At 39.2% G+C, this 13,674-nt stretch carries 18 protein-coding genes; 14 read left to right on the plus strand and 4 right to left on the minus strand.

The genetic code is table 11. The annotated features are described in order from the left end of the window. The first annotated feature begins 340 nt into the window (after positions 1-340). Positions 341-892 (plus strand): flavin reductase family protein, encoded by a 552-nt coding sequence (locus T501_RS15630; RefSeq protein WP_026511327.1) that lies wholly within the window; start codon positions 341-343, stop codon positions 890-892. A gap of 258 nt (positions 893-1,150) precedes the next feature. On the opposite strand, the gene T501_RS15635 is transcribed toward T501_RS15630, so the two are convergent. Continuing rightward, complete coding sequence (locus T501_RS15635) at positions 1,151-1,351, minus strand: hypothetical protein (RefSeq protein WP_026511326.1); 201 nt, start codon at positions 1,349-1,351, stop codon at positions 1,151-1,153. 255 nt (positions 1,352-1,606) lie between these two features. Here T501_RS15635 and T501_RS15640 point away from each other — a divergent pair, with 255 nt between their 5' ends. The 6 genes from T501_RS15640 (at position 1,607) to T501_RS15665 (ending at position 7,828) form a co-directional block, all read left to right on the plus strand. Beyond that, positions 1,607-2,884, plus strand: coding sequence for an ATP-binding protein (locus tag T501_RS15640; RefSeq protein WP_044915938.1), 1,278 nt, complete (start codon positions 1,607-1,609; stop codon positions 2,882-2,884). Between the two features lie 60 nt (positions 2,885-2,944). After that, on the plus strand, positions 2,945-4,315 hold the full coding sequence (locus tag T501_RS15645) for an MATE family efflux transporter (protein ID WP_044915941.1): 1,371 nt from the start codon (positions 2,945-2,947) through the stop codon (positions 4,313-4,315). 296 nt (positions 4,316-4,611) lie between these two features. Continuing rightward, the gene (locus tag T501_RS15650; protein WP_044915943.1) at positions 4,612-6,165 is read left to right on the plus strand and encodes a hypothetical protein; all 1,554 of its coding nucleotides are present in this window, start codon (positions 4,612-4,614) and stop codon (positions 6,163-6,165) included. Between the two features lie 40 nt (positions 6,166-6,205). Continuing rightward, positions 6,206-6,739: a GNAT family N-acetyltransferase gene (locus T501_RS15655; protein WP_044915993.1), complete on the plus strand. Its 534-nt coding sequence runs from the start codon at positions 6,206-6,208 to the stop codon at positions 6,737-6,739. A gap of 54 nt (positions 6,740-6,793) precedes the next feature. Continuing rightward, complete coding sequence (locus tag T501_RS15660; RefSeq protein WP_155994885.1) at positions 6,794-7,528, plus strand: hypothetical protein; 735 nt, start codon at positions 6,794-6,796, stop codon at positions 7,526-7,528. Positions 7,529-7,582: 54 nt separating this feature from the next. After that, the gene (locus tag T501_RS15665; RefSeq protein ID WP_044915949.1) at positions 7,583-7,828 is read left to right on the plus strand and encodes a hypothetical protein; all 246 of its coding nucleotides are present in this window, start codon (positions 7,583-7,585) and stop codon (positions 7,826-7,828) included. Positions 7,829-7,984: 156 nt separating this feature from the next. Here T501_RS15665 and T501_RS15670 read toward each other — a convergent pair whose 3' ends face one another. After that, complete coding sequence (locus T501_RS15670) at positions 7,985-8,782, minus strand: class I SAM-dependent methyltransferase (protein ID WP_026511320.1); 798 nt, start codon at positions 8,780-8,782, stop codon at positions 7,985-7,987. A 383-nt stretch (positions 8,783-9,165) separates the two neighbouring features. Between T501_RS15670 and T501_RS15675 the strand changes: the two genes are divergently transcribed. Further along, positions 9,166-9,591, plus strand: a complete 426-nt coding sequence (locus tag T501_RS15675) for a DUF1284 domain-containing protein (protein WP_242845544.1) — start codon at positions 9,166-9,168, stop codon at positions 9,589-9,591. Between the two features lie 170 nt (positions 9,592-9,761). On the opposite strand, the gene T501_RS15680 is transcribed toward T501_RS15675, so the two are convergent. Both T501_RS15680 and T501_RS15685 read right to left on the minus strand, forming a co-directional pair. Continuing rightward, positions 9,762-10,616 (minus strand): MerR family transcriptional regulator, encoded by an 855-nt coding sequence (locus tag T501_RS15680; protein ID WP_044915951.1) that lies wholly within the window; start codon positions 10,614-10,616, stop codon positions 9,762-9,764. A gap of 166 nt (positions 10,617-10,782) precedes the next feature. Beyond that, complete coding sequence (locus T501_RS15685) at positions 10,783-11,808, minus strand: DUF2804 domain-containing protein (RefSeq protein WP_044915953.1); 1,026 nt, start codon at positions 11,806-11,808, stop codon at positions 10,783-10,785. A gap of 213 nt (positions 11,809-12,021) precedes the next feature. On the opposite strand from T501_RS15685, the gene T501_RS22960 reads away from it, so the two are divergent. The 6 genes from T501_RS22960 to T501_RS15700 all read left to right on the plus strand — a co-directional run bounded on the left by T501_RS22960 (position 12,022) and on the right by T501_RS15700 (position 13,544). After that, positions 12,022-12,192 carry a hypothetical protein gene (locus T501_RS22960; RefSeq protein ID WP_155994886.1) on the plus strand — a complete coding sequence of 57 codons (171 nt, stop codon included), beginning with the start codon at positions 12,022-12,024 and terminating at the stop codon, positions 12,190-12,192. A gap of 155 nt (positions 12,193-12,347) precedes the next feature. Then, positions 12,348-12,545, plus strand: a complete 198-nt coding sequence (locus T501_RS15690; RefSeq protein WP_442856381.1) for a hypothetical protein — start codon at positions 12,348-12,350, stop codon at positions 12,543-12,545. 11 nt (positions 12,546-12,556) lie between these two features. Continuing rightward, positions 12,557-12,715, plus strand: coding sequence for a hypothetical protein (locus T501_RS21505; protein ID WP_155994887.1), 159 nt, complete (start codon positions 12,557-12,559; stop codon positions 12,713-12,715). 16 nt (positions 12,716-12,731) lie between these two features. Beyond that, on the plus strand, positions 12,732-13,121 hold the full coding sequence (locus T501_RS15695) for a DUF4342 domain-containing protein (RefSeq protein WP_026511315.1): 390 nt from the start codon (positions 12,732-12,734) through the stop codon (positions 13,119-13,121). 59 nt (positions 13,122-13,180) lie between these two features. Beyond that, positions 13,181-13,315 (plus strand): hypothetical protein, encoded by a 135-nt coding sequence (locus T501_RS22410; protein ID WP_255347450.1) that lies wholly within the window; start codon positions 13,181-13,183, stop codon positions 13,313-13,315. 34 nt (positions 13,316-13,349) lie between these two features. Continuing rightward, a complete protein-coding gene (locus T501_RS15700; RefSeq protein WP_044915956.1) occupies positions 13,350-13,544 on the plus strand; it encodes a hypothetical protein in 195 nt (64 codons plus the stop codon). The last annotated feature ends 130 nt before the right edge of the window (positions 13,545-13,674 follow it).

Here is a 13,674-nt window from a genome sequence, read left to right on the forward strand (position 1 = left end):
AAAGTGTTCAATCGGCTTGGTAAAACCCATGATCATGGAGCATCGACACCCTCGCATATAAGAATCCAGCTTAAGATGGACAGATGCGAAACCACACTGCTAGATGGTCGTCCATGCACTTAAGCAAACAGCCAGCCGGTTTGAAGCTAACTTCCATGTCAGGGGAACAGACTTTTAATTGAAGCAACCATTTCTGGTTCAACAGGAGATAATAGAACTATTACCTGATTGACACGGGGACAATTATATCATGGGCTTAACTAAGCCTATTGAACAAATATTTATTAAGTTATCAAGGTACATTTAATGTATCTAAAAATATTATACGAGGAGATACAGAATGAGCAGAACAAACTTTGGGGCAAAGCCCCTTATGTATCCGCAGCCGGTCCTTATCATCGGAACATATGATGAAAATGGTGTACCTAATGCTATGAATGCAGCATGGGGGATCACAACAGATTTTAATGAGATCTCTATCAGCCTTTCAGAGCACAAGACAACTGATAATTTTACTAAAAGAGGTGCTTTTACTGTAAGCATGGCTACTGAAGATCAGGTAGTTGCGTGTGATTATGTAGGCATAGAATCTGGAAGGAAGGTTCCGGATAAGTTTGAAAAAGCAGGTTTCCATGCAACAAAGAGTGAATTTGTGGATGCCCCGCTTATTGACGAGCTTCCACTGGCATTGGAATGTAAAGTTAAGAGCTTTTCTGATGGAATCCTTGTTGGAGAGATAGTAAACGTAAGTGCTGATGACAGTGTGATTACAGATGGCAAGGTAGATATGAAAAAGCTGAAGCCTATAGCATTTGATCCATTTAACAATGCTTATATTGGAATTGGTGAGAAGGTAGGAAATGCCTTTTCAGATGGACAGAAAATTAAATAATTTTAAAATCGGGCTATGGATGATATTGCGGTTTAATGTCTCCAGGGCCCGATTTCATAGGGGAGTGGGGCAGTAGGCCATGATGGTAAAATGCACTAATAATATATAAAATATAGATATATATTAAATATATCTATATCAAAATAGAGTTCTATCTAAAACCAGAAAAACAGATTTTGAGAATATTTCCTTATAAAATAGAGTTAAGGGTGTCTGTTCATACAGCGCTGTGCACTGTTGTGCTAAGCGTGAGATTATTTATAGCTTTGAATATTGGATTTGCCCCTTGCCAAAACCTCCTTTTGCTCTGAGCTCAAAATAATTGATGAGGTTGTCGCTGAAGCCACCCTCCTCATCATAGGACAATCCTCCCATAGTCATGGGAATTACAGCGAATCTGTTCTTGATTTCTAAATTCCCGATCTTGTACGGACTTCCCAATACATCATACTTAGACATTTGAAATCTCCTTTCATACATTAAAATACCCCACCCATTGAAATGCCTATAGATATTTTACTATCAGCTGGTAAGAGTTGCAAACAATTTTATTGAACAAGACCTAATGATGATGTAAAACCAAAACTTGCACTACGAATGACCAAAAAGAGTAGGAAGTTATCTTAACCATGAGATAAATACGGTTGATTTCGTCGTGTGGACACGATAAAATAAACGTAGAGTATCGTTTAAACATGATAGGTGGAGGCCGCTATGAATCACAATATCTTGAAGCATGTTATTTTAGAGCAGATTGAGTTAATACAAAATGCTGAGATTATAGGCCGTGACTATGATTTCGAAAAAAATGTCAATTATATTTTGGTGGGACTTAGAAGAGCTGGAAAATCGACCCTTTTATATAAGATTGCCAGAGAACTTGTTGAAGCAGGGTGTGACTGGTCTCAAATAGTTTATCTTAATTTCGAGGATGACAGGCTTTTGGGGTTCACTAAGGATGACTTTAATGACATAGTCGAGACTGCCTATGAGCTTACAGATGCCAAAGAAATATACTATTTCTTCGATGAAATCCAGATCATAGATGGATGGGAACATTTTGCCAGGAGAATGGCAGATCAGAAAAAACATGTGTATATAACCGGAAGTAACGCGAAAATGCTTAGCTCTGAGATGGAAAAAGTTCTTGGAGGCAGATATCTGTCCAAAATGATCATGCCTTTTTCTCTTAGAGAGTCTCTTGATTATAAGGAGATATCACATGATGATAAGGCACTTTTGATGACCTCTAAAGTTGCAAAGGTTCGTAGAGGATGCCAGGAGTATATTTCGAGTGGCGGTTTTCCTGAAGCACAGCTTTTATCAAACAAAAGAGAATATATTAAGAGTGTCTATGAGAAGGTTCTCCTTGGCGATATTATAGAACGTGAAAAAGTAAATAATAAGATGGCTCTCAGACTCATGATAAAGAAAATAGCCGAGACAGTAATGCATGAGATTTCTTTTAATACACTGGCGGGAAATGTAAAGGCAACCGGAATCAAGACATCAACAGACTCCATGATAGATTATACTTCTTATGCAGAAAATGCATATCTTCTGTTTAGAAACAGGAATTATGTCTCTAAGTTTGCAGAAAAAGAGAGTACTCCAAGATTCTATTTTTACGATAATGGCCTTTTGTCATTGTTCCTGATAGATAAACCATCTGCGCTTTTGGAAAATGCAGTAGCAGTGTATTTAAAGCGCAGGTTTGGCGAAGAGGTTTACTATTTCAAATCCTCACAAACAGGAATAGATATTGATTTCTACCTTCCCGAAGAAAACTGTGCTATTCAGGTTGCATATAGTTTGGAAACAGCAGAAGACAGAGAAACTAAAAGTCTCATATCTTTTGCTGAAAAAACAGAAGGTATACAACGCCTTATCATAGTGACCAATGAGGAAGAACGAATAATAGTTAAAGGTGACCATATAATAGAAGTAGTGCCCGTTTACAAATTTATACTGGGTAACACGGATGCAACATAATATCGCTTTGAAAGGAAAAAACTGTTTTATAATTTATATTACCGTTGTTTAGGAGATAATTTGAGAGATTCGTTATCGGTCATAAGGAATGGCCAGAAATTAACTACAAAAGAAGAAATAATACTTATATTGAGACTGAGTTTCCCGGCTATTCTGGCTCAGATATCATCAATAATTATGCAATACATAGATGCATCCATGGTTGGGCATCTTGGGGCAAATGCTTCAGCTTCCATAGGACTTGTGTCGAGCAGTACATGGCTTATTGGAGGTATACTGACAGCTGCAGCAATGGGCTTTTCAGTATGTGTAGCTCACAGGATAGGTGCAAAAGATGAAGAAGGCGCTCGTGTAATTGTAAGATGGGGACTTCTTTGTTGTCTGCTTTTTAGCTTACTCATCATGGTAATAGGAGTCATGGTAAGTTCAAAGCTTCCTGCATGGATGGGAGGAGAAGCTGCCATAAAAAAGGACGCAACGGCATATTTCCTTATTTTTGCCCTGTCAATTCCTGCAAGGGAGATGCTGTTTGCATCACAGGGAATGATCCAGTCAAGTGGAAATATCCGTGTTCCAAGTATACTGAATGTTATAATGTGTGCGCTGGATGTCTTTTTTAATGCACTTCTTATTCCTCATTATGGGGTAATGGGAGCTGCACTTGGAACAGCTTTTTCCTTTGTAATAATCGCAACGGTCATGTTGTACATACTACTTGTAAGATCATATTCACTTAGCATTGTCAGAAGAAGGGAAAAGAAACCTGTCGGATTAAAAGGATTTGTAGAAAATGAACTTATTGCAGCTTTAAAAATAGCGGTCCCCGTGGCTATTGACAATATCATCATGGGATTTGCCTATGTTGCATTTACCCGTATTGTTTCACCATTTGGAACGGTTTCCGTTGCTGCAAATTCATTCTCGATAACAGCAGAAGGCCTATGCTATATGCCGGGCTATGGAATAGGAGTAGCTGCAACGACGATAGTAGGGCAGTGTATCGGAGCAAGGAGAAAAAACCTCGGGAAAAGGCTTGGCTGGATGGCAGTCATATTGGGGATGATTATCATGGGTATCAGCGGAGCTCTCATGTGGGTATTTGCACCATTCATGATAGGAATTTTGTCCCCTGATACAGAAATCAGGAAACTTGGAACCCAGATACTAAGGATAGAAGCATTTGCTGAGCCTTTATACGGAGCATCAATTGTAGCTGCCGGTGTATTCAGGGGAGCAGGAGAGACGCTTTTATCAAGTGTTCTTAACCTTCTTAGCGTTTGGGTGGTCAGAATTCCTTTGGCATATATTCTTGGTTCAAAATACGGACTTAAGGGAGCGTGGATCGCCATGTGCTCAGAGCTTTGTATAAGAGGAGCGCTTTTCCTGATCCGTCTATTTTTGTGGGATACCAAAGATAGAGGATTTCTATAAAGGATAAACTTGGCAGAGAACAAGGACGCCATTGCAATGTATGAGAAGTATGGTTTTGTGAAAATGAATGATGAAATGGAACTTATTAAGGTACAAAGGTAGTTTCCGACTATTTTTAATCCAGGATAAATGAGAAAGAAAAATCGCGGTTTGTAGTGGAGAAACGTGTATTTAGAAACGAGATCATTGACACCGGATTTGGTGGAAACTTATATAGATATTTTTTGATTTCGTTCTTCATTGCAGTTCCCGTGATCATTCGCCAAGGAGCAGTGGGTTTAATAGAGGAAAAAATAATGATAAAAAAAGCGATCAGGGTTGCTCTTACGATAGTATGCACGCTTGCAGGAATCCTGATAATATTTTTGTTGATGATAAAATACGAAATGTCATGGAAGATTACTAAAGTCGGGCTCGAAGAGTCTCCAGATGGGAGATACAGCATCCTTTTTCAATCGGTTGGAGAAGCTGACTGGCCTTTTGGTTATTCTCATGCCAAAGTAACGGTTAAGGACGGTGGCAAGATCATAGAGACATTTTGTGAGGATATAGCCGATGATGGAGGGCAGTTTAGACCGGACAATTATTCCGTGGAATGGATGAAGTATGGTGCTGTAATAACTTTTATGGGTAGCGAACAACCAGATCGGGAAGTCGAGATATTCTACGATGGTCGGGATTCTTTTTCAGGCTATACCAATGAAGAAATTGAGGATATCTTAAAGGATCGGTATGACATTCATAGGGTTGATAAGGTAATCAAAGATAAAGATGGGTATGCCATCAGAGCTGATGGTATTGATTTTCACGCGGATACTGGTCTGGCCATGCATGACAGTTATCCTCAGGAAGTATTTAAGGCTGTGACTGAAGAACTTTTCCCAGAGAGGTTTAACAGAAGCGTAGAATGGGATGTAAAAAAAGGAGAAGATCCTTCAGACATTGTATATATACCGGTTATATCTATGAACGGTCCCGGTGCTCTGGACATAAATCCCTATTGTGATGATATATGCGAGTGGCTTGACAACTGCTTTGAGCGGCTTCCGTACAACAAAGCGAAGACAATGTATGACGCAACCGGCTTTACAGCCGCTACTCCGGGTTATGGCAATGTGCGATTATATTTTAATAATATGCTCAGACTGGATAACTATTCTGAAGACAGGACAGGCTTTTACAATAACCTGTATACCAGTATAGAACGTTACTTAAATTATGAATATAGTGCGTTCGGAGGAGCAATGCCCATTGATTCTGCTGATACTGAATCTGCCGATGAGATTGAAGCTACTGATGAGATAACTGACGATGTAATAAAACAGTGGGCCACATATGATTATGAAGTGGCATATGATTTTTCTGATGGGAGAGAGTATGCTCTTGTGCCCATAGACCGCGCTTTGGGAAGCAGTTTTTACGTTCTTTTGGAATTTAATGAAAAAGGAAATCCTGACACCGCAGAGCTCATAAATCAGGACCCTTTCAACCAGCACGGAGGAGAGGCAAGGTTTATTTCATTCCTGGATGATGGGGATACCGGCTTTGCTGCGTTATCATACTCAGGTGGCAGTGAGGGTATGCTGTTCGAAACATTCGACGGAGGAAAAAGCTTTAGGGAGGTAATTCTTCCTTCCCCTAAAATAGAGCTTCCGACGGGAGAGTATTATAATCCCTTTGTAATGCTGGAAGAAGCTTGGGAAGAGAAGGATACTATCTACCTGAAGGTTGGTCAGGGGCCCGATGGAGATCATCATAGTGAAGCACTTGACGGAGCATATACCGTAGGCATTTATGCTTCAAAAGATGGTGGAAAATCTTTTGAGTTTGTTAGAGAAGAGGCGGAGTGATCAGGAGCAAAGACACAAGGATGAAATTATGCGTGAAGGGATGAAATTAGTATTTCCTACTTTAGCCTATAAAGATAAGGCAATTGAGTATATAAATGAGTTCTATGAATACGGATCAGAAATAAATGGAAGCGGAGCACTTGACTGGTTTTTAAAAGAATCTACATATGAAAAGTGGTTGGACAGACTTATTGGAGCTATGGATATAGCTAATCTGCAGGAAACGAAGGTGCCTGGTCTGACATATTTCTATGTTAGAGAAACAGATAACAGGATCATCGGGATGATCAACATTCGCCTTGCCTTAAATGATTTCCTTCGTAAAGAAGGTGGTCATATAGGCTATTCTGTTAGACCGACCGAAAGAAGAAATGGCTATGGAACAGACATGCTCACTGAAGGGCTCAAAGTATGTAATAAAATAGGAATTCGGGAAGTATTGGTTTCTTGTGATAAGGAGAACCTTGCTTCAGTGGGAGTAATAAAGAACTGTGGTGGATTGTTGAAAGAAGAATTCTATAGTCAGACTTATGATGAAATGTTGCAGATGTATGTAATAAAACTTGAGAATTGATGGGGGCTCGACTGGGTAAGCCTGGCTGATGAGTTTATAATGCCGACAAACCGTATGTGTATTGAAGATGCAGTGACAAAATATTCAATCACTCTTTTCGATGGCGGAAAATACCATGATTACGAAGGTGATATCGGGGATGTGATTCTTGAATATAAGGACAGGGATCTTGATGGTGATCATAAACCGGACGTGATAAAGCGTGAAGGGCAGCATTATGTCTTTGAGTTTACCCGTAAAGGGACATTTACGACGGATGATTATTCTGCTAGTCCCATTGAGGGAGAGGTGATCCAGTTTCAGGATATTGCATGCAGAAATTTTGATGAGATAGAGATAGTCCATTTTACGTTCGGAACTGGCGGACCGTTTGCATGGGATACAACAGTATATTTCTGGCAGGATGGGGAGTGGAGAGCATTTACTGTCATTGATAAGGATGGAGAAATCAATTCGAGCCAGCTCCAGGAACTTGTTGCAAAAGAGACAGAAATGCCTTACGAAGCAGGATCAGTAAGGGTTGCAGATGTTAAAATGAATCTTCTCCTGCTTGATCTCGGAAGTAAGGACGGATCCTCTCAAACAACGGATTACAGGACAGCAGATTTACATATGAACTTCTTTCCACAATACCTTGTTGAGGGAGATTATGAGTGTTCGAGTTTTAATTCCGATATGGCGCTTGTCAGGACATGGCCTTTTGATGTGACCGGTGATTCGGTTGAGCTTACTTCCGGGCTGCAGCGAAAACTCAATATATTCCCGGGGAGGACAGGAACTTCCTTTTAATCAGAACCAAATATGCTATGGATTAATATACCAATCACACAGATGGAGGTGTTCATGGGTAAGATCAGCAAAGCTATTGAAAAGAAAAAGAAAGAGCTAATGTGGCTTAAGATAAAGCTTGGAATAAAGGTTGGTGCCATAGTTCTTTTACCTGTAATAATAGGGATAGTTATCCATATTATTAAAAAGAAGGCAAAAAAGCATGTTAAGAGTAAAATTCAGGAGAGCATCAGAAACCACGCTGTAAAAAGGCAGGAAAATGATGAAGAGCCTGAATTAAACGATGATACTATCGACTGATTTAGGAGTTGCTTTTTATCATCCGGGAAGGATCGATAGTCAACTACCCATTATCTTTAAGTGATGGGGAGTTGACATTAGTTGGATTATGTCAAATAAAATACTTAAGCCGGAAATCAGTATTTATACGGATTTCCGGCGATACTAATCTTTAAATCATTGATTTCTGCACACAGCAAGAAGGTGGCTGGAGCTTCCAAGGAGCTCTCGCTTTTCACAAAAGGCAAGATGGTACTTCACATACTTTTCGAAGTTCTCACCCTCAAGACCAAAGTCTTTTCGGCCCTCAGCAAGCTCAAGAATGCCATCTGTTGCAACTATAGTTTTAATCTCCAGGGGCGCCTTTGCAAGGAGCTGTTCAAATTCAACTATATCAAAACCTGTGAAAAGCTGCTCGGCAAAGTGCCTGTTCTTGAGGTTTTCTGTGAAGTTTTCATTAAAACCATCAATGAAGCTTCCACACTGGCTGCACACATAGTTGTTGTTCATGATTGCATATACAGATAGGAATGCTATAAGGATAATTCCGCTCTTCTTTGTTATACGCTTTGCTTCTCTAAGAGCCGCAAGCTGCTCCTCCTGTGTGTAAAGATGGTACATTGGACCAAAGAGCATTGTCATGTCAAAGCTCTCGTCATCCAGCATGTCCAGCCGCACTGCATCTCCATGAAAAGTCTTAATGTTTGGAATTCCTTCAGCATTTTTTTGGAGTTTGTCAAAATTGGAATCAGAGTATTCAACTGCTGTGACATCAAAGCCTTCCTTAGCAAGTTCAATTGAAAGTCTGCCTGTGCCTGCACCTATTTCAGCTACTTTTTGGCCATCGTTTAAGTATTTGTGGATGTAATGCATGGTAGTGATGTACTCGATCTTACCCTGTTTTGAACCATCCAGTCTGTTCTCCTCCGCATAATGTGCGTAAAAGCCCTTTACGATTTGTTCTCTTTTTTCCATAATTTGCTCCTCCAAATATTATTATTTTTCTGAAAATAATTAGTCTCGATTATAATTGTCAAAAAATAATGTGTCAACATGATTTTTGTCTAAAAAAGGTTTGTTCATCCTTTTGTCTGAAACATCATCTTGTAAATTAAAATTACCGGCTATAAAATCGATATTAGCTGTTTCAAAAAAGAGCCAATGCATCAATCAGCTTAGGAATGACTGGAGATATACACAAATGACAATAAGCGAAAAAGACAGGAAGCTCTTTAGGAAAAACCTCTCGGATGTGATACAAAGTAATCACAATGGATGAGCTTTCTGAATTTACTCCGGAAATAAAGAAATCCTTAAGAAATGGCACTTTAAAAATTCAAGAAAGAAGAAAAATATAAATGACAAATGACGATAAAATCATAAAACTACGCCCGCACCATCTTTTGTGTACGCAGGGCTACAGTGGAAAAGGTTACGATGAAAAATTTGTTCTTAACATGACACTGATAACAGACAGAATGAGGACAGATCCCGATCTCAAAGTCCGGATAGTTTTTTCCACGGACGATATATGCAGATTCTGCCCAAGAAAAAGAGGCGAAGGAATATGCGCTGATGATGAAAAGGTGCTCATATTTGATAAGAGAGCAGTATCCCTCCTTGACCTTGAAGAAAAGACCTATGATTATCAGGACCTTATAACAAAAGTCCATGAAAAGATGACTCATGAAAAAATGAAAGAAATCTGCGGCATCTGTGAATGGTATCATATGAGTGCCTGCGAAAAAAACATACTTACAGGCAAATACCTGCTAAGAAAATGATAGTTGAGTTTTTAAGATAACTTTTTTATTTGCAATAAAAACAGAATTGTGCTTGCAGGATCCTGAGAAAAATATATAAAATTTAAAAACTTACACACTTAACTTGACATTCTCTAAGGCAGACCAACATCACTTAGTATTGTGATAATGGTCTGCTTTTACATCATTCTTTATCTTTCTGAACCATAAAAAGCTTCAATCGCTTTCCCAATGTAATTTGCTGCTCCGTCACCGTAGACGGAATCCACTCCCTTTGCAAGTGCTTCGTTTTCCTGATACCCCTTAGCCATATCAAGCAGAAGCGCTTTGGCGTCCTTTACCTGGTAGAGCTGCTTTGCAACAAAATCGTACTCGCCTATCAGTTGACGGACTTCAAATGAATTAACATCCGTTCCGTTCTTGTCAGCGATTCTTCGCTGGATGTTATCCATTCTCTTTTGATATGAAGCAAACACCTCTGATTTGGGCTGGTTCTTCACAGTCTCCTTTACTGTATCCTTGTCTCCGTACCATTCAACCATCTTCGCAAAGTTCTTCTGAACCTTCTCATTGGAGGTACTGTCCAGCATGTGCTTTTCCCATGCCTCCATACTCCCATAATGATCAATAAAAATCTGCTTCTGTGACTCATTCATGTTCTGAAGCATATCCGTAAACATTTCGCGCATTTCCGTCTCATCAAATACCGCAAAGTCCATATCAAGATCCCCTTTCAACATATCATCTATGCTGGCGATTATGCGCTCGATCCGCTGCTTTTTCAGACGCAGCATATCACGCTGTTTTGCCAGAATTGTGTTGCTATCAAGATCAGGGTTGTCCATAATGAGCTTTATATCAGCAAGAGTCAGTTCAAGTTCACGGAAAACGAGAATTTGTCCCAGTTTTTCAATAGCCTTATCGTCATAAAGCCTGTATCCTGCCTCAGTTACTTCGGTTGGCTTGAAAAGTCCGATTTCATCGTAGTAGTGAAGCGTGCGCACAGAGATACCCGTGATCTTCGAAACTTCCTTTACTGTTTTCATGCTTGTGATCCTCCTGTCTCTTGATATAGGTAATCTTAGACCCTGACGGAACGTGAGAGTCAACATTTTTTACCACAATTTGCAGATTATGTTAAAAAACAGTTTTTTGTAATATGGATTCAGAAGATGGTCCAAGGGTAACTCGATAAACCTCAAAAAGAGATTTTTAATATCGGTTATGTACTTTTTCTGCAAAGCACATCATATCTTTCACAGATATTTTAGTGCCATCATCAAGGACTGCAGTTCCACTCATTTTTCCGAAGACCTGATGCTGGTCAGATACGATAAGCTTGTAGTCGAGGCATGCGGATCTGTCCAGGACAGGGACAAAATCCATCTCGAATCTTTTATCTGATGAAGTGAATTTCCAGGGTTCAAGATAGCTTTTTTCCGGTAAATGAAAAGTAATATCATCGAGTTTATGCACTTTTCCGTTGTAGAAAAGGACGTTTTCAGTAGCGGCTTTGGTGTTACCAAAGCCATACCCGATATTAAAGCCAAAGGAATTTCCGTCAATGTCGATATTACCAGATCCCCAGTACCATGTGTTGTCGTAAGTCCATACGCCTCTTCCCCAATCAAGGGTGCCGAAATCTGTTTTTGGATTAAATTCATATCGCTGACCGGCGTATTCCATGTAGCCGGATGCTCTCATGGTATTTACCTTTTGATTATAGTAAAATGCATGGTTTTTATTCCAGGGAGTAGCTATCACCATGGAATCCATGTCAGGCTGATTAAGAGATATGTCACATTCAAAGGGTTTGCCCGTATAGAAGTTGTCAAAATGGCATGTAATTCGCCTTTTTCCCTCATTTACTTCGAATTTCATCTGAAGGCGGTTGTCAGAATACTTGGTTATACCAGTTGTTGAAGAAGATGGGAGGGACAGTTTTCCCATTGGAAATGCATTCAATACCGTCTCTGTATGTTCCCAGGGCTTATCGTCAAAGACAAGAAGTGATACGGACTGAAGACCGATGTATCCATCGTCGGAAATAGTGAATGCTCCGGCAAAAGAATCAGACAGTACAAGGTAATAATCCCATTCCTTGATTCTCCATTTTGGAGCCTTGATCATGGATCTGTCGTATTCCTGGACAAGACTTCGCGACCAACCTGGCTCTACGAGATTTCCATCACTTCCAAGTAATGGATGGTTTGTTGTTACTTCGTGATTTCTGCTCATTTTCTACTTGATCCTCCTTACTGTGGAGATGTTTTAGAAAAATGCATACGCCCCCAAGTGATAATTTAATATTATCACTTACTGTGTGTTCAGGAAACGCATTGTAATAAAAGATAATCTGATACTGTTTTTGCGAAATTTTCTTTAATATTTTCTTGTGCATTATTTAGAAAAAAATTATTTCTGCAATTTCTTTGTAAATATTTCATAAATATGTGCATATTCTTTATAGTCATATGGCATGACAAGGAAGATGCAGTAGTCGAGGTACTGGAGGATAAGTTAAAAAGTCTTCAGCCGGACATAAACATCGTTATTGAGAAAAAGAGTGACTTAACAGAATCATTGAAGAAGTACTCTTCGCTTTTTTCCATGGATTTTTGACATAAGATGCAAAGGATGAAAAATATAGATGTGTTTTTTGCGCTACCTGATATGTAACTGCTTCATCTTTTTGCTTACAATATGACTATAGACAGGAAACAGTTGTTGGAACATATAGAAGGATGGTGATGATCATGTTACTGACAATGCTTTTTATGATTTGTATATTTGGTTTTGTAGGAAAGCTCATAGGATTTGCTTTTAGGTTTTCCTGGAGCTTAATCAAGGTAGCCTTTTTCCTTGTGTTCCTTCCATTCATTTTAATTGCAATGGTAGCCTATGGTCTAATTTACATAGCACTTCCTGTACTGGTAGTTGCAATGATTGTTGGGCTATTGGTTAAGGAGGCTTAAGGAGTTTAAACATGATGGAAACAGTTAATGCCCAGATTACAGATTTTCTTAGCAGGGGCTCAAAGGAAGAGGTCCTTTTAAAGAAAATAGCGGCTATTGGTCTTGTAATGATAGTTATTTACAGGCTATGTAATATAGCTGGCGTAGCAATTTGTCATATAGTTTATTAAGAGGAGGAAGAATATTATGAATATCACATTAGAAGCTATTGAAAAAGTAATGAATGAGGCAGGAGTTGATTATTCTACTGCAAAAGAAGCGCTTTTAAATGCAGATGGTGATGCAGAAAAGGCTATAAAGGAGCTTCAGCCAAAGGCTTGTGAACTTGAAGAGGATGTGCAGAAGCTCATTGATAAGGTTAAGGCAGTTGTTGCTGAAGGAAATGCAGACAGAGTACAGATTCTTAAGGATGATGAGATAGTATTGAGTGTGCCGGTTAATGTAGGTATTGTCGGTGGCATTCTTGGTATTACAGCAGCGCCTTGGGCACTTATTGCAGGTGCTGCAGCAGCATTTGGCCTTGGATGCAAGCTCGTTGTTGTAAAAAAGGACGGAACAAAGGACGAGGTTAAGTAAATATCAGCTGTGGCATTATTATTCGTGTCTTAAAGAGGGTTAAGAGTAAGCATACTATTGTGATGGACGATGCACCTGAAAGATCAAAGACCACAGGTTACAATAAAGAAGAAAACAGTTACTCGGCAAATGATTATTATGAAACAAGTGAACCTGTTGGTCTTAAGCTATTTCAGATGATTCTAAGATCATAGGATTTAGTATTTAAGAAAGAGATGGGGAATAAAGATGAACAAGGGACTTAAAATACTTCTTGCAATTCTCTTGGGAGTATATTTATTGTCTCCGGTAGATCTGGTATCTGCCTGTCCTATAGATGACATAATAATTCTTTTTATCGCAATAGCATCCAGTAAAAAACTTGGGCAGAATCAAAGAAGAGGATTGATTGAAAATAAAAATGAAAATGTAATAGATCAGTAGCCGCCATGAGCAGGTATATTATTATTGCATGTTACATCTTGCACAAAACGAGTCGACCCTATCGACTCGTTTTGTGATTAATGCTGATTATAGCTGTATAAGCAAGACTCACATTTCTGCATTTTTATTT

Origin of the sequence: Butyrivibrio sp. WCE2006 (assembly GCF_000701985.1) — a bacterium.
Lineage (GTDB): Bacteria > Bacillota > Clostridia > Lachnospirales > Lachnospiraceae > Butyrivibrio.